14 protein-coding genes are annotated in these 16,830 nt (G+C 58.9%); 5 read left to right on the top strand and 9 right to left on the bottom strand.

What is annotated here, in order from left to right:
• Positions 1–127: 127 nt before the first annotated feature.
• The 4 genes from F8N85_RS23145 (at position 128) to F8N85_RS23130 (ending at position 3,760) form a co-directional block, all read left to right on the top strand.
• Positions 128–499 (top strand): septal ring lytic transglycosylase RlpA family protein, encoded by a 372-nt coding sequence (locus F8N85_RS23145; RefSeq protein WP_150805836.1) that lies wholly within the window; start codon positions 128–130, stop codon positions 497–499.
• Between the two features lie 50 nt (positions 500–549).
• On the top strand, positions 550–1,617 hold the full coding sequence (locus tag F8N85_RS23140) for a calcium/sodium antiporter (protein ID WP_150805835.1): 1,068 nt from the start codon (positions 550–552) through the stop codon (positions 1,615–1,617).
• The gene (locus F8N85_RS23135) at positions 1,614–1,994 is read left to right on the top strand and encodes a carboxymuconolactone decarboxylase family protein (protein WP_150805834.1); all 381 of its coding nucleotides are present in this window, start codon (positions 1,614–1,616) and stop codon (positions 1,992–1,994) included. Before F8N85_RS23140 ends, F8N85_RS23135 begins: the two co-directional genes overlap by 4 nt.
• Positions 1,995–2,266: 272 nt before the next feature.
• A complete protein-coding gene (locus F8N85_RS23130) occupies positions 2,267–3,760 on the top strand; it encodes a PhoPQ-activated pathogenicity-related family protein (protein ID WP_150805833.1) in 1,494 nt (497 codons plus the stop codon).
• Here the strand turns inward: F8N85_RS23130 and F8N85_RS23125 are convergent.
• The 5 genes from F8N85_RS23125 to kdgD form a co-directional block, all read right to left on the bottom strand.
• Positions 3,757–4,698 carry an AEC family transporter gene (locus tag F8N85_RS23125; protein WP_150805832.1) on the bottom strand — a complete coding sequence of 314 codons (942 nt, stop codon included), beginning with the start codon at positions 4,696–4,698 and terminating at the stop codon, positions 3,757–3,759. The two genes, F8N85_RS23130 and F8N85_RS23125, sit on opposite strands and share 4 nt — an antisense overlap.
• Before the next feature lie 183 nt (positions 4,699–4,881).
• Complete coding sequence (gene garD, locus F8N85_RS23120; protein WP_150805831.1) at positions 4,882–6,435, bottom strand: galactarate dehydratase; 1,554 nt, start codon at positions 6,433–6,435, stop codon at positions 4,882–4,884.
• Between the two features lie 10 nt (positions 6,436–6,445).
• Positions 6,446–7,933: an MFS transporter gene (locus F8N85_RS23115; RefSeq protein WP_224795736.1), complete on the bottom strand. Its 1,488-nt coding sequence runs from the start codon at positions 7,931–7,933 to the stop codon at positions 6,446–6,448.
• Between the two features lie 77 nt (positions 7,934–8,010).
• Positions 8,011–9,456, bottom strand: coding sequence for an aldehyde dehydrogenase family protein (locus F8N85_RS23110; RefSeq protein ID WP_150805830.1), 1,446 nt, complete (start codon positions 9,454–9,456; stop codon positions 8,011–8,013).
• A 55-nt stretch (positions 9,457–9,511) separates the two neighbouring features.
• On the bottom strand, positions 9,512–10,423 hold the full coding sequence (kdgD, locus tag F8N85_RS23105) for a 5-dehydro-4-deoxyglucarate dehydratase (protein ID WP_150805829.1): 912 nt from the start codon (positions 10,421–10,423) through the stop codon (positions 9,512–9,514).
• Between the two features lie 237 nt (positions 10,424–10,660).
• Here kdgD and F8N85_RS23100 point away from each other — a divergent pair, with 237 nt between their 5' ends.
• On the top strand, positions 10,661–12,025 hold the full coding sequence (locus tag F8N85_RS23100) for a phospholipase (RefSeq protein WP_150805828.1): 1,365 nt from the start codon (positions 10,661–10,663) through the stop codon (positions 12,023–12,025).
• 39 nt (positions 12,026–12,064) lie between these two features.
• On the opposite strand, the gene F8N85_RS23095 is transcribed toward F8N85_RS23100, so the two are convergent.
• The 4 genes from F8N85_RS23095 to F8N85_RS23080 all read right to left on the bottom strand — a co-directional run bounded on the left by F8N85_RS23095 (position 12,065) and on the right by F8N85_RS23080 (position 16,552).
• The gene (locus F8N85_RS23095; RefSeq protein ID WP_150805827.1) at positions 12,065–12,814 is read right to left on the bottom strand and encodes a FadR/GntR family transcriptional regulator; all 750 of its coding nucleotides are present in this window, start codon (positions 12,812–12,814) and stop codon (positions 12,065–12,067) included.
• A gap of 95 nt (positions 12,815–12,909) precedes the next feature.
• Positions 12,910–14,640, bottom strand: a complete 1,731-nt coding sequence (locus F8N85_RS23090; protein WP_150805826.1) for an ABC transporter ATP-binding protein/permease — start codon at positions 14,638–14,640, stop codon at positions 12,910–12,912.
• Between the two features lie 96 nt (positions 14,641–14,736).
• Complete coding sequence (locus F8N85_RS23085) at positions 14,737–15,297, bottom strand: response regulator transcription factor (protein WP_150645248.1); 561 nt, start codon at positions 15,295–15,297, stop codon at positions 14,737–14,739.
• Entirely contained in the window at positions 15,290–16,552 is a 1,263-nt protein-coding gene (locus F8N85_RS23080) for an ATP-binding protein (protein WP_150805825.1), read from the bottom strand. Before F8N85_RS23080 ends, F8N85_RS23085 begins: the two co-directional genes overlap by 8 nt.
• Positions 16,553–16,830: the final 278 nt, after the last annotated feature.

Raw genomic sequence — 16,830 nt, 5'->3', positions numbered from 1 at the left:
CGTAGTATCAGAGCGAGTCTTCAAGTTTTGGGACTGCTGCGCAGTCCAACGGGGGCAAGCCCCCTCGCCACAATAAGCCCAATCTCCACACAAGCCCGCTCCCACATTTATTGTGGGAACCCTTCAAATGAAACGTCTGCTTAGCGCCTGTGCCCTGCTCTCTCTATTGGCCGGTTGTGCCAGCCAAGACATCGACCCACGCGGATATGACAAATCCGGCACCGCTTCCTATTACGGCGCCAAACACCAAGGCAAACGCACCGCCAGCGGCGAGCGTTTCAACCAGCATGGTTTGACCGCCGCCCATCGCGGATTGCCGTTTGGCACTCGGGTAAAGGTCACCAATCTGGGTAACGACAAAACCGTCGTGGTGCGCATCAACGACCGCGGACCGCATACTCGTGGCCGCTTGATCGACGTCTCGCGCGAGGCTGCCGAGCGGCTGGGCATGTTGCGCAGCGGTACCGCACGGGTTCGCGTGCAAGCCTTGAATAACTGATCAACGGAGCCCTGACCATTTTCGGATTAGCCGAATTACCACTGCTGAGTGTGATTCAACTGCTCAGCGGCCTGGTACTACTGATTGCCGGTGCCGAACTGCTGGTGCGCGGTGCCATGCGCTTGGCCGCCCGGCTGAAAGTCCGTCCGCTGATCATCGGCCTGAGCATCGTCGCCTTCGGCAGCAGCGCGCCACAGATGGCCGTGAGCCTGCAAGCGACCCTCTCGGAAAACGCCGACATTGCCGTCGGCAGCGTGATTGGCAGCAGCATCTTCAACGTCCTCGTCACCCTGGGTCTGTCAGCACTGATCATTCCATTGCGGGTTTCCCGGCAACTGGTGTGGCTGGACATTCCGTTGATGATCGGCGCCAGCCTGCTGGTATTCGTACTGGCCTACAACGAAGAGCTGACGCCGCTGGATGGCCTGCTACTGCTGACGGGGCTGGTGCTGTATCTCGGCCTGTTGCTGCGTCAGTCACGGCGCTCCGCTCGCCCTCGACCTGCCCACGACGACGCTCCTGCCAGGAGTCGTGCACCATGGCTCAGCAGCCTGCTGCTGATGATGTGCGGCCTGGCACTGCTGGTGTTCGCCGGTCATCTGCTGCTCGACGCTGCGGTCGAGGTCGCGACCGACCTGGGGTTATCGGAACGGATCATCGGGCTGACCATCGTGGCCGTCAGTACTTCGCTGCCGCAGTTCGCCACTTCGCTGATGGCCGCCTTTCGCGGTCAGCGCGATATCGCCGTGGGCAATGTGATCGGCAGCAATCTGTTCAACCTGCTGGGGGTGCTGGGCTTCACCGCGCTGGTGGCGCCAATGCCGTTATCGGTGTCGCCCAACGCCCTGGATTTCGACCTGCCGGTCATGCTCGGGGTCGCCGTGCTGTGTCTGCCGGTGTTTTATTCAGGCTACCGGATTACTCGGGCTGAAGGTTTGCTGTTTCTGAGCCTGTACCTGGCTTATGGGCTGCACGTGGTGGCGTTCACCACCGGCATGCCGCTGGCCGGCAAGCTCGAACACTTGATGCTGTTTTTCGTCCTGCCGGCGCTGGTAGTGTTTCTGCTGTTCACCTCCCTGTTCACCTGGCGCCGCCAACACAAGAGAGAATCGCTATGACCGACCCAAAAAATTCCGGCATTGAAATGCGCCGCCAGGTAATGGGCGATGCCTTCGTCGACCGCGCACTGGGCAACGCCACCGAGTTCACCCAACCGCTGCAGGACTTCATCAATGAACATGCCTGGGGCAGTGTCTGGAACCGCGAAGGCTTGCCGCTGAAAACCCGCAGCCTGATCACCCTCGCCGCTCTCACGGCGTTGAAGTGTCCACAGGAGCTCAAAGGTCACGTTCGCGGCGCACTGAATAACGGCTGCACCGTGGAAGAGATTCGTGAAGCGCTGCTGCACTGCGCGGTGTACGCCGGCGTGCCGGCGGCGGTCGATGCGTTTCGGGCGGCGCAGGAAGTGATTGATGAGTATCAGAAACCGCAATGACGACACGAAACTAAAATTTCTTTCCTGAATAAATCGTTCGACGGTTGGATGATAATGTTTACCAACCTGTCGAACAGCCCTTAATTACTGCGCTATGACGCAGCTGACGGAATTTCCCTACTTACAAATATTTCGATAAGAAATAACCCTTCACAACAACTTACACCTGCGCCTCTTTACGACACAATGCACTGCGCATCCTCAAGCGTAGTGAGTGGCCGCACAGTTACGTCCATCCTCAATTCGCATCTATAAATACCAAAGAGGTCTGTATGTTGCGATCTGGCGTTCGTGTCATGCTATCGAATCTATTACTGCTGGGCTTGCTCGGCAGCGTCACGGTACACGCCGCGACTTCGGCCCCGGCATGCTTCGAGGCCAATTCTTACGACTTCAGCGAAGTCCTGAATTGCTATAAAAAGGCTCAAGTTTCAAAACCTTTACTTTATACCGCAAAAGGTACACAACTGTTTCCGGATATTGAGAAGCGCAGCTTTGAACTTGCCTCTCAGGAGTGGTCGCCACAGGGACTGGTCAGCCCTGAACAATGGAAACACGATGTCGATATTTATATTCCCAGCGACGCCCTGCACGGCCGAGCATTATTAGTGGCGAATAATGGAATCAACATTGCCATGGGTAACAAAGGTATAAGCGGGCCTTCGGACTTCACTGAAGCCATGGCACTTGAAGTTGCGCGCAAAACCCGCACGATCGTCATTTCAGTCAGCAACATCCCCAATCAGTACTTGACCTATACCGATGATGGCATCGCCCGTAAAGAAGATGCCAGCGTCGCCCACAGCTGGAAGTTATTTCTCGACGATCCTGAGGCGCGTCCGTTCATGTCGCTGCACCTGCCGATGATGGCGGCCGTGGTCAAGGCGATGGATCTCGCACAAAAAGAATTACAGCCTTGGCAGATCGAGCACTTCATCGCCAGCGGCGCGTCGAAGCGTGCATGGGCAGCCTGGCTATCTGCAATTGCCGATGACCGGATCAACGCCATTGTGCCGTTTGTGATCGACATCCTGGGTATGGGTAAAGTGCTCGAACACACCTACCAAACCTACGGAAAAAGCTGGCCGTTAGCGTTTTATGACTATCACCACGAAGGTATTACCCGACAACGCACCAGCGAGAACTTCGCCAAGCTGCTGAAAATCGAAGATCCGCTGAGCTATCTGGACAGTGCCTATGCCGAGCGATTGTCGATACCGAAATACATCGTCAACGCCAGTAGCGACGATTTTTTCGTACCGGACAATACAGACTTCTATTTCGACCAACTGCCCGGCCCGAAAGCTTTACGGGTCGCGCCCAATGCCAGCCATTACGGCATCCAGCAACTTGTCGAAAACTCGCTGATCCCGGTGATCAATCGCTGGCAACAGGATCGCCCGCTACCGAGCATTACCGCACGCTCGACAATAAATCTGGCTCGGGAAACCATCTCGCTCCATTTTCCCGAAGCCCCGGTCAAGGTGACTCAGTGGACCGCCCTGAATCCAATAGCTCGAGACTTTCGTTACCCGTGCGGCATTCGTTATGAGGCCAAGGAAATCATCCCTATCGACCCGCTGAACGCGCAGGTATTGATCGACACACCTGACAATGGATGGAAGGCGACGTTTGTCGAAGCGACTTTTGCCGATGGCTTTGTCGCCACCACACCGGTACAGATCACGCCCAAGCGATATCCAACAGTTGTACCGCCAGCTATGGAACCGGCTTGCAAGACCCTGATTGATGAAGGCGACCGTTAAATCCACCCACCCCACTGCAACAAAAAGATCCCGACGTTGGTGGTCACCGCAGCCATCAACGTGGTGATCACGATGATCGCCGCCGCCAACTCGTGATTGCCATTGGCCTGGCGGGCCATGACAAAGCTGGCGGCGGCGGTCGGGCTACCGAAGTACAGAAACAGAATCCCCAACTCCGGCCCACGAAACCCGCACAACCAGGCCCCAAGGGTTGCCAGCACCGGCAAACCGATCATCTTCACCAGGCTTGCGCTCAACGCCATCTCACCACTTTTGCGTAATGCCGCCAGTGACAGGGTACCGCCAATGCAGATCAGTGCCAGAGGCAACGTCATCTTTGCCAGGTAACCGCCGGAGGTTTCCAGCCAGTCGGGCAGGCCGATCTGGAAATAGGCGAACGGCGTGGCAGCCATTACGCTGATGATCAGCGGGTTACTGAGCACGCTTTTAAAAATGCTCCACGGATCGGACTTGATCACCGGGCTGTAGACCGCCAGCACAATACTCGACAGGGTGTTGTAGAACAGGATCACCAGGCCCGCGAGAATCGCTCCGAGGGAAATCCCGTAATCGCCATACATGCTTGCTGCCAACGCGAGACCGATCACCCCGTTGTTACCGCGAAACGCACCCTGGGTATAGATCCCACGGTCTTCCCGCGGGCAACGCCAGATCGCCCAACCCCAGGCAATCGCGAAACCGGCCAGCGTGGCAATGGAAAAATAAATCAACAATGAAGGCTGCAATGCCGAATGCAGATCGGCATGCAGGATGCCGAGAAACAACAACGCCGGCATGGTGACGTTGAACACCAGGGCCGACGCGGTGTGGATAAAGTTGTCGTTGATCCAGTCGATGCGCTTGAGCAATACCCCCAAAAACAACATGGCAAACACCGGCGCGGTGATATTCAGCGTTTCGAGAAAGATTGCCAGCATGCCGGGTGAACCTTGTGCCTGTCGTTAGGGGGCTAATGATAAGCCAGCAAGAGCATCTGCGTCTGGTAGACCGCTATCGCGAGCAAGCTCGCTCCCACAGAGATCTTCTTTGTGACACACAATGTGTGCACACCGGAGATCTCTGTGGGAGCGAGCTTGCTCGCGATGAACGATAACGCGGTGTCAGGTGATAGGCGCCGGGTTGAACAAGGTAATGTCGTTATGCAGCTTGTGCTGCTCGGCCCAGGTCTGTTTCTTGCCGCTGGCCACATCCAGATAGAAGTGGAACAGTTCCCAGCCGAGCTCTTCAATAGAAGCCCGCCCCGTGGCTATTCGCCCGGCATCGACGTCGATCAGGTCCGGCCAGCGCTGGGCCAGTTCGGTGCGGGTCGAAACCTTCACCACTGGCGCCATCGCCAGACCATAGGGCGTGCCGCGGCCGGTGGTGAACACATGCAGGTTCATCCCCGCCGCCAGTTGCAAGGTTCCGCAAACAAAATCACTGGCCGGCGTCGCGCAAAAAATCAGCCCTTTGCGCTTGAAGCGTTCACCCGGGCCCAGCACCCCATTGATCGCGCTGCTGCCGGACTTGACGATGGAGCCCAGGGACTTCTCGACAATGTTCGACAACCCGCCCTTCTTGTTGCCCGGCGTGGTGTTGGCACTGCGGTCGGCTTCACCCTTGGCCAGGTACCGATCGTACCAGTCCATCTCGCGCACCAACGCCTGGGCGACTTCTTCGGTCTCGGCGCGCGCGGTCAGCAAGTAGATGGCATCACGCACTTCGGTCACTTCGGAAAACATCACCGTCGCGCCCGCTCTTAACAGCAAGTCCGAGGCATACCCCAGCGCCGGGTTGGCAGTGATCCCGGAGAACGCATCACTGCCACCGCACTGCATGCCCAGAATCAGCTCGGACGCCGGCACGGTTTCGCGACGACGTTGATCGAGTTTCTTCAAGCGGGTCTCGGCCAGTTCCATGATCTGCTCGATCATCTCGGTGAAACCGTGACTGGAATCCTGCAAGCGATACAGCCACGGCTCGCTGAGATCCACCGAGCTGTCGTTCTCATGCATCACCTGGCCGGCCTGCAATTTCTCGCAGCCCAGGCTGATGACCAGTGCTTCGCCGCCCAGATTCGGGTTGCGCGCCAGATTGCGCACGGTACGGATCGGGATGTAGGCATCGGTGGCGGTAATCGCCACGCCGCAGCCATAGCTGTGGGTCAGGGCCACCACGTCATCGACGTTCGGGTACTGGGGCAGCAGCTCGTCACGAATACGCTTGACCGCATGATTCAACACGCCGGTGACGCACTGCACAGTGGTGGTGATGCCGAGAATATTTCTCGTGCCGACGGTGCCGTCGGCGTTGCGATAACCCTCGAAGGTAAACCCCTCGAGCGGCGCCTGTGCAGCCGGCACATCGGTGGACAGCGGCAGGTTGTCCAGCGGTGGCGCGGTGGGCATGCGCAGTTGATCTTCCTTGACCCAGCTGCCACGCGGGATCGGCTGCAAGGCATAACCGATGGTCTGGCCGTAACGAATCACCTGGCCGCCTTCGGGAATATCCACCAGCGTCACCTTGTGGCTCTGCGGGACGAAATCCACGGTGACCAGACCGTCCGGGAACTCGGTGCCGGCCGGCACCCCCTGGTCGTTAACCACTGTCACGACGTTATCCAGTTCGTGCAGACGGATGTAGCGCGGCGAATCGGAATGTTCAATCAACTGCATGACGCCGCCCTCAGGAATGAGCTTGAGAAAGTTTGGTGAGCTCAGGATCGGTACTCGGCGGCTCTTTGAGCACTACACGCTTGATCGGGCCGACGATCACCAGATAACTGAACACTGCCAACAGTGCGTTGCAACCGACGAACACCAGCGCCCATTTGAACGAGCCCGTGGAGCTGATGATGTAACCGATGACAATCGGCGTGGTGATCGAGGCGATGTTGCCGAACGTGTTGAACAGGCCACCACTCAGGCCGGCGATCTGTTTCGGCGACGTGTCGGACACCACGGCCCAGCCCAGTGCACCCACACCTTTGCCAAAGAACGCCAGCGCCATGAAGCCGATGACCATCCATTCAACGTCCACATAGTTGCAGGCCACGATGCTGCTGGAGATCAGCAAGCCAGCAATGATCGGCGCCTTGCGGGCGAAGGTCAGGGAATGGCCCTTGCGCAGCAGATAGTCGGAAATGACCCCGCCCAGCACGCCGCCGATGAAGCCACAGATGGCCGGCAACGACGCGATGAAACCCGCTTTGAGAATGGTCATGCCGCGCTCCTGAACCAGGTACACCGGGAACCAGGTCAGGAAGAAGTAAGTGATGCCATTGATGCAGTACTGGCCAAGATACACACCAAGCATCATGCGATTGGTCAGCAGCTGGCGCAGATAGTCCCATTTCGGGCCATCGCTGCGTTTGCCATGGCCTTTGTCCTGATCCATATCGACCAGGCCGCCGTTGTCGGCAATGTGCTTGAACTCGGCCTCGTTGATCATCGGATGCTGGCGCGGACTGTGGATAACTTTCAGCCAGACCAGCGAGAAAATGATACCGATCACGCCCATGACGATGAACACGTGCTGCCAGCCGAAGGAGTAGACGATCCAGCCCATCAGCGGCGCGAACAGCACCGTGGCGAAGTATTGCGCCGAGTTGAAAATCGCCGAGGCCGTGCCGCGTTCAGCGGTGGGGAACCAGGCCGCAACAATGCGCGCGTTACCCGGGAAGGATGGCGCTTCGGCCAGCCCTACCAGAAAGCGCAGCATGAACAGCGCAACGATCGCGGTGGAAACACCGAACTCACCGACATAGCCTTGCAGCACGGTGAACAACGACCAGGTGAAGATGCTCATCGCATAGACTTTTTTCGAGCCGAAGCGATCGAGCAGCCAGCCTCCGGGGATTTGCCCGGCCACGTAGGCCCAGCCAAATGCGGAGAAGATATAGCCCAGGGTGACGGCACTGATGCCGAGGTCTTTTTGCAGGCTCGAGCCTGCGATGGCGATGGTCGCGCGGTCTGCGTAGTTGATCGTGGTCACCAAGAACAGCATGAGCAAAATCAAATAACGGACATGCGTTGGCTTGGTCGCTTGCATGTAGAGGTACTCCCACTGATTGTTTTTATGCGCGGGTGAATCTTGTATTCCCTTGTAGGAGCTGCCGCAGGCTGCGATCTTTTGATCTTGATACTTGGCACCCTTGATGGCGCTGAAGATCAAAAGATCGCAGCCTGCGGCAGCTCCTACGCCGGTGGTGCGGTGTCGTCATTGCCGACGTAGTTGCCGGCATTGTGTTGTCAGGAGCCGACGTAGGCGGTTTTTACAACGGTGTAGAACTCTTGCGCGTAGCGACCTTGCTCGCGAGAACCATAGGATGAACCTTTTCGACCCCCAAACGGAACGTGGTAATCGACGCCGGCGGTCGGCAGGTTGACCATCACCATCCCGGCCTGGGAATGGCGTTTGAAGTGGTTGGCGTACTTCAGCGACGTGGTGGCGATGCCCGCCGACAGACCGAATTCGGTGTCGTTGGCCATGGCCAGCGCTGATTCGTAGTCGGCCACGCGAACGATGTTGGCCACCGGGCCAAAGATCTCTTCGCGGCTGATGCGCATCGCAGCTTCGCTGTCGGCAAACAGTGTCGGCGCAAGGAAGTAGCCTTCGGTGTCACACGTCACCAGACCACCGCCGCTGACCAGACGCGCACCTTCGGACTGACCGATGTCGATGTACTTCAGGTCTTGTTCAAGCTGCGCCTGCGAGACCACCGGACCAATGTCGGTGTCGGATTTCAACGCATGGCCAACTTTGATCGACTTCATGCGCTCGGCCATGGCTTCGACGAATTTATCGTGAATCCCGGCGGTGACGATGAAGCGGCTCGACGCGGTGCAACGCTGGCCGGTGGAGTAGAACGCGCTCTGTACCGAGAGCTCGACCGCTTGTTTAAGGTCGGCATCGTCGAGAATGATTTGCGGGTTCTTGCCGCCCATTTCCAGTTGAACTTTGGCCTGACGCGATACGCAGTTGACCGCGATCTGCCGACCAACGCCCACGGAACCGGTGAAGCTGATGCCGTCGACTTTCGGGCTGTTGACCATGGCGTCGCCGATCACTCGCCCGCTGCCCATTACCAGGTTGAACACACCGGCCGGGAAGCCGGCGCGGGAGATGATTTCCGCCAAGGCCCAGGCGCAACCCGGCACCAGTTCGGCCGGTTTGAGCACCACGCAATTGCCGTAGGCCAACGCCGGAGCGATCTTCCAGGCAGGGATCGCAATCGGGAAGTTCCACGGGGTGATCAGACCGACCACACCCAGCGCTTCGCGGGTCACTTCGACGTTGACGCCAGGACGCACCGATGGCAGGTAATCGCCCGACAGGCGCAGGCATTCACCGGCGAAAAACTTGAAGATGTTACCGGCGCGGCTCACTTCACCAATGGCTTCGGGCAGGGTCTTGCCCTCTTCCCGAGCCAGCAGCGTGCCGAGTTCTTCGCGACGGGCGAGGATCTCGCTGCCGACTTTATCCAGCGCGTCACTGCGTGCCTGGATACCCGAAGTGGACCAGGCCGGGAACGCCGCGCGAGCAGCATCGATGGCGGCATTGACCTGGGCCAGATCAGCCTTGGCGTATTCGCCGATGACATCCGACAACTCGGACGGATTGATATTGGTCGAGTAGTCGGCGCCAGCGACCCATTGGCCGCCGATGTAGTTTTCGAATCGTTTGACATCAGACACGAGCAATCTCCTTACGCAAAAGGCCGCTGATTGCTCAGCGGCCCTGGTGAATTGTTTACTGCGCGCCCTGCTTGTCGATCAGCGCCGCCAGTGCTTCGTATTCTTCTGGCAAAAGATCAGTCAGCGGGGTACGGACCGGACCTGCGTCGTAGCCGGAGATTTTTGCCCCGGCCTTGACGATGCTCACCGCATAACCGGCCTTGCGGTTGCGGATGTCCAGGTACGGCAGGAAGAAGTCGTCGATGATCTTGCCGACGGTGGCGTGATCTTCACGGGCGATGGCGCGGTAAAAATCCATCGCGGTTTTCGGGATGAAGTTGAACACCGCCGAGGAGTAAACCGGCACGCCCAGCGCCTTGTAGGCAGCGGCGTAAACCTCCGCGGTCGGCAGGCCGCCGAGGTAGCTGAAGCGATCGCCGAGGCGACGACGGATCGACACCATCAACTCGATATCACCGATACCGTCCTTGTAACCGATCAGGTTCGGGCAACGCTCGGCCAGGCGTTCCAGCAATGGCGCGGTCAGCCGGCAGACGTTGCGGTTGTAGACGATCACCCCGATGTTGACTGATTTGCACACCGCTTCGACGTGGGCGGCAACGCCGTCCTGGCTGGCTTCGGTCAGGTAGTGTGGCAACAGCAGCAAGCCTTTGGCGCCCAAACGCTCGGCTTCTTGAGCGTACTCGATAGCCTGGCGAGTCGAGCCACCGACACCGGCGAGGATCGGCACGCTGTTGGCGCAGGTGTCGACGGCGGTCTTGATCACTTGCGAATACTCGCTGGCCGCCAGGGAGAAGAACTCACCCGTGCCGCCCGCCGCGAACAGGGCTGAGGCGCCATACGGGGCCAACCATTCGAGACGTTTGATATAGCCCTCGCGGTGAAAATCACCCTGGGCATTGAAATCGGTAACCGGGAAAGAAAGCAGACCGGAAGAGAGGATGGACTTCAGTTCTTGTGGATTCATTATTCGAACACCCTGGGAAACACGTTGTGATGAAAGGTTAAGTCAGCCGTCGCTGATGTCATACGTCATCGTACAACCAAAAATTCAATCGTCAACTGCATTTCATCGCCGGAGCCGTAGATAGGGGCCGCAACAATGACTTTCTTGACGCAAGCCGGGGTTCATCTATGATCGACATATACTGTATATACATACAGCTTATCGAGAGAACATTTACGGCATATCAAGGAGCTGAGAATGTCCGGTCTACACGTCCAACCGCAGGAACGCTTGAGCCCGGACAGCAAAGTCATTGCTGATCCGGATAACCTTTTTACCGAGCACGGCATTCGGGTTTCGGCCGCTGGCGATACGTTGAGGCTGGTCGCCGACGACCAACCCGACAACAACTATTACCCGCCAGGAGTGATCTCCAACCTGCCAGGCAGTGGCCTGAAAGCCTCGCCAATACTGAGGTTCGAGGGTGCAGAGCACACCGCGATTGGCGACAGTACCTTGCTGCGCCTCGTCAAGGACGCGGCGGGTATTCCCGCCGGACAAGTGCAATTGCGCCTGCCCAACAGCCTGGTGCTGACCTATGGGCAGATCGTTGCCCTGGGGGGTGATTTCTATGGCCTCCCTGAACAACCGATTTGCGAAGGAGCAACGCCTGCCAATCGACTTCAGCGTTTTCTGGAAGCCTTCAATTCTCTGGCGGTATCGCCCACGGCAAAGGACGAAGCCAGGCAAATCCTCAGTGTCATGCAGAAGGCAATTATCGCCACCAACCTGGCTATCAGGGACGGCAATCAGCCCCACGAAGTCTACGAGTTCCTGGGAGATACGTTGTCCGAGGAGTCGAACGGGGTCACCGGCGGTGGCAGTCTTGTTTCCTCGCTGTTCCCGTTGGGGCGCTACCTGAAGCTGGCAGCGAACAACGTCGACCACTTTGGTGAATGGGCGCTGCTGGCTTATGTGGCCGGTCATACCGCGGCATTGCATCAGGCGGTGCTGGCGCACAACAGTGGCGATGATAGGCAACTGGAACTGGCCTACGCCATGAACGCCTTCGCCGACCATTTCCTGACCGATCTGTTTTCCGCCGGGCACCTTCGCGTTCCGCGCAAACAGCTGGCGGCAGTCGTGACCCCGAGCGATCTGGGCTCACTGATCACTCGATTCATGCACGATGAAGACAGCAAGTTCGGGCTCAATGTCAGCAACGCCCGGGGCGACAAATGGCGTGCCTATGGCGACAAGCGCTACTTCGACACCCTCGACAGCGCCAATTGCAGGCAGGTCAAACTGGCCGTGCAGCGATCGGTGGATGAAGTCTTCGACACGTTCATCAGGGGCACCTTGCCTGCGCCCGAAAACTACATCGCACTCGACTACATCCCTGACCTGAAAGCCGTACAGAACCCTTCCGGCAATTTCTCACCGTTATTCGTCATGGAAGGAGACAAAGTGCTGCGCCGCAGCGACGTCAACAATCTTGACGACCAGAACCGGATCGGCGACTGGTGGGGCTGGAGTACCTATCTGCTGCTCAAGGGCTACAAGCCGAGCAAACCTGGCTCGGCACTTGGCACAAATTATGTGTACAACACAGAACCCTTGTAGGAGCAGCCGGACGGCTCCTACTCAGGCAACGTAAACACCTTAGCCCCGCTGTGCCTCCGCTTCTTCATGGGCATGGCGCAGCCGTTCGCGGCTGTTGGTCAGGTGCAGGCGCATGGCGGCACGGGCCGCGTCGGAGTCCTGGCGGGCAATCGCTTCATAGATCTCTTCGTGCTCGCGACTCAGGCGGTTCATGTAGTGCTGCTGGTCATCATGGGCCAGGCGTGCCGAGTTGAGCCGGGTGCGCGGAATGATACTGGTGCCCAGGTGGGTCATGATGTCGGTGAAGTAACGGTTGCCGGTAGCCAGGGCGATCTGCAGATGAAACTGGAAATCCGAGGCCACCGCGTCACTGGCACGGGCCGCGCTTTCGTTCAAGGCATCCAGTGCCGCACGCATCAACGCCAGCTGCTCGGCGCTGCGACGTTGTGCCGCGAGGCCGGCGGACTCCACTTCCAGGCTGATACGCAGCTCAAGAATCGCCAACACATCGCGCAGGGTCACCACGGTCGCCGGATCGATACGGAAGCCGCTCGGGCTCGGGGTGTCCAGCACGAAGGTGCCGATACCGTGACGGGTCTCGACCTGGCCTGCGGCCTGTAAGCGGGAAATCGCTTCACGCACCACGGTGCGGCTGACGCCATGCGCCTCCATGATTGCCGACTCGGTGGGCAACTTGTCGCCACGCTTGAGCAAGCCGTCGCGAATCTGCTCGGACAGCACCGTCACCAGTTCCTGCGCGAGGCTGCGGCGCTTGCGTGGAAGGCGTGGCGCGTCGATCTGGTTTTCCATGGTGAGCATCTATCTCGGGTTCAAAAGAATCGCTTTCGCGGGCAAACCCGCTTCCACATTGCCCACATCATAGCTTACCTGAGTTGTACGATCACCTACGCCGCCGTCACTGTTTGCTCGACCAGGTGGCCACTCTCGATACGCACATGCCTTGCGTGGAAACGTTTGAGGCTGCTGCGATGCCCCACGCTGACAATGCTCAGGCCCGGCAGTTGGTTGATCAAGGCTTGATAGAGCGCGGCTTCGTCCTCTTCATCCATCGCCGAGGTGGCTTCGTCCATGTACAGCCATTGCGGCGCATAGAGCATCGCGCGGGCGAAGGCCAGGCGTTGCTGTTCGCCCGGCGACAGCATGCGCTGCCAGTGATTGCTCTCATCCAGACGCGGAATCAGGTGCGGCAAGCGGCAGGTTTCCAGCACTTGCACGTAACGCTCATGCGGGTAAACGTCCCCCGGCTGTGGATAACTCAGGGCTTCGCGCAGACTGCCAATCGGCAGGTAAGGCTTTTGCGGCAGGAATAGATAACGCTGCGCTGGTACGCGGATGCTGCCGTGGCCGTCAGGCCAGAGCCGGCCCATGGCCCGCAGCAAAGTACTTTTGCCGCTACCGGAGCGGCCGCTGAGCATCAGTCGCTCACCCGCCGCAATGCTCATGTTGGCGCCAGACAGCAAGTGACGGCCGTCCGCCAGATCCAGCCCCAGGTTGTGTACGTGCAGTCCATCGCCCTGGCTCTGCACATCGATCGCCGGTGGCCGGTTTTCGTTGTCGGTCATGGCCTGGCGAAAGCTCAGCAAGCGGTCACAGGTGGCGCGCCAGGCCGCGAGATCGGAATACGCGGTAATGAACCAGCTGAAGTTCTCCTGAACGTTGCCGAACGCCGAGTTGATTTGCATCAGCTCACCGAGCTGGATCTTGCCGCTGAAATAGCGCGGCGCAGCGACAATGAACGGGAAGATGATTGCGATTTGCCCGTAACCGGCGGTGAAGAATGTCAGGCGTTTGGACACCCGCATGATGTCCCAGAAGTTGTGCCAGACCATGCCGAAACGGCTGCTCAAGCGTTTGTTCTCGTTCGGTTCGCCGTTATACAGCGCAATGCTTTCGGCATTTTCACGAATCCGCACCATGGAAAAACGCAGGTCGGCTTCGAAGCGTTGTTGTTGGTTGTTCAGGCCGATCAGGCGCTTGCCGATCAAGTGCGTCAACCAACTGCCGACCACCGCGTACACCAGCGCGCACCAGAACATATAACCGGGGATGGTGTAGCCGAAGACTTCGATACTGCCCGACACCCCCCAGAGGATGATCGAGAACGAGACCAGACTGACCACGGTGCGGATCAGCCCGAGCCCAAGGTCCAGGGTGTTGGTGGTGAAACTGTGGAGATCTTCGGAAATCCGCTGGTCCGGGTTATCGGTGTAGCCGCCCCGCTCCAACTGGTAGTAATTCTTATGACCGAGCCAGCGGCTGAAATGCTGCTCGGTCAGCCAGGCCCGCCAGCGAATGCTCAGCATCTGCGTCAGGTACAGCCGATACACCGCACCGAGAATCGCCACCGCGGCGATCCCGCAGAAATACAGGATCAGTTGCCAGAAGGCCGCTTCGTCCTTCTGTTGCAGCGCATTGTAGAAATCCTTGTACCAACTATTGATCCACACCGAGATCGCCACGCTGAACAACGACAGCGCGATCACCGCAATTAACAGCGTCCAGGCCTTGCCTTTCTCCTCACTGCGCCAGTACGGCGTAGTCATCTTCCAGACCCGCCGCAAAAACTGCCCACGCACAGCATCATTGACCGCGGAATACTCAGCGTTCTGATTCATTGTTCAGGCTCGATAAGGTAAAGAACACGCACTGAACCGATCATAATTGATCGACTCGGGTTGTCGCGAGGTCTGAGGCAGCTGATCAGTGTCCGTTCAGCGGCGAACCGGACGCTTCTGCAGTTTGCGCTGCAAGGTCCGGCGGTGCATGCCCAAGGCGCGGGCAGTGGCAGAGATGTTGCCTTCGTGTTCGGTCAGCACGCGCTGGATGTGCTCCCATTGCAGGCGATCCACCGACATCGGGTTTTCCGGCACCAGGGTGTCGAGGTCGGCGTGCTCGGAAAGCAGCGCGGCCAACACGTCATCGGCGTCCGCCGGTTTGCACAGGTAATTGCAGGCACCGCGCTTGATCGCTTCGACAGCAGTGGCGATGCTCGAATAGCCGGTCAGGATCAGTACACGCATTTCCGGATCGAGTTCGAGCAATTTGGGTAGCAACACCAACCCCGAGTCGCCATCCATTTTCAGGTCCAGCGCAGCGTAATCCGGGATGTCCTGCTGGGCGATGCTCAGGCCTTCTTCGGCGGAACCCGCGGTACTCACGCGAAAACCGCGGCGGCTCATGGCGCGTGCCATGACGCGGGTAAAGGTAGCGTCGTCGTCTACCAGCAATAAATGCGGCAGTTCTTCGCCTTCGACTTGGATCTCGTCACTCATGTTCGTCTCCTCGGGCAACACGGGGCAGGCGCAGCTCGGTAAGCGTGCCACCTTCCTCATGACTGTAGAGTTTCACTGAGCCGCCGGCGCGTGTCACGCTGGCCTTGCTCAAAAACAGGCCCAGGCCGAAACCTTTGCCCTTGGTGGTAAAAAATGGTTTACCGATCTGCTCGGCAATCGCCCGCGGCACACCGGCGCCGTGGTCGCGAATGCTGATGGTGAGGTCCTCGGCATTCCAGTCCAGGGTCACCTGCAACCCCTCAGGGCAGGCATCGGCGGCGTTGTTGAGCAAATTCAGCAGCGCCTGGGTGAGGTCCGGCGGCGGCGCCATGCGCGGCACCGTGCCCTGGCCCAGGCGCTGGAGACGATAACTGGCCTCCGGGCGCATCAGGTGCCAGCGGTTCAAGGCTTCGTCGAGCCAGTCGGTGACGTCCTGCATGTCCACGGCCAGCCGACGATTGGCTTCAGCGGCGCGGACCAGTTGCTGCAAGGTCTCCTTGCACAGCTTGACCTGGTCCTGGAGCACGCTCAAATCGTCCTGCAGCAGCGGATCGTGGTGATCCTGACGCATCTCCTTGAGCAGCACGCTCATGGTCGCCAAGGGTGTACCCAATTCATGGGCAGCACCAGCGGCCTGTGTGGCCACGGCCAGCAATTGCTGATCGCGCAGGCCCTCTTCGCGGCGGATCGCCCGTAACTCTTCCTGACGCCGCAGCTCCTCGGCCATCTTCGCCGCGAAGAAGGTAATCACTGCCGCCGCCAGGGCAAAGCTCAGCCACATGCCGTAGATCTGCATCTTTTCCCGGGCGATCTGGAACGTCTCCAGCGGATAGAACTGCGCTAGCAGCAGGGTGTAAAGCGCCAGGGCAATACCGGAGAGGATCAGCGAATAGCGCCAGGGCAACGTCACCGCGGCGATGGTCAGCGGTACCAGATAATAGGACACGAAGGGGTTGGTCGAGCCACCGGAGAAATACAGCAAGGCACTGTGGATAAACAGGTCGCAGGCCAGTTGCACGGCGTATTCCAGCTCCGTGACCGGCCACGAGGTGCGCAGGCGAATGGCGGTCAGGGCGCAGAGCACCATGGAAAACCCGAGGGTTATCGCCAGTTGCAGCCAGGGCAAGGGCAGCAGATCGAACCAGTAGGCAAGCCCCACCGAGCCGGCTTGAGCGGCCAGTACCAGGGTGCGGATAAAGGTCAGACGCCAAAGGTTCTGGCGAGTGGCGGAAAGCAGTTGAACGGGGGCGAGCATGAGCTCTCCTGATGAGCGCTCCAGGCGGATCGCGTCGAGTATAACCAAGCAGCAGCCCGCACAGGCAAACTGCGGCAAACGGCCACAGCCATCAAGCGCCGCAATATACCCGTCGCACGTTCATCTTGGGGTTGATGTGTATCAAAGTTGTAACTGAGTGAACCGGATAATAAAAGCTACAGTCTGATGGTTTCACGCAGGCTCGGCCCCAGCACCTGCGGACCGCACTCAAGGAGATTCCATGCACACATTCAGCCGCAGCGCCGCCCTTCTCGCTC

This window comes from Pseudomonas fluorescens, assembly GCF_902497875.1.
Classification (GTDB): domain Bacteria; phylum Pseudomonadota; class Gammaproteobacteria; order Pseudomonadales; family Pseudomonadaceae; genus Aquipseudomonas; species Aquipseudomonas fluorescens_BR.
The sequence above is the reverse complement of the archived record's forward strand: the minus strand, read 5'-3'. Positions and strand labels throughout refer to the sequence as shown.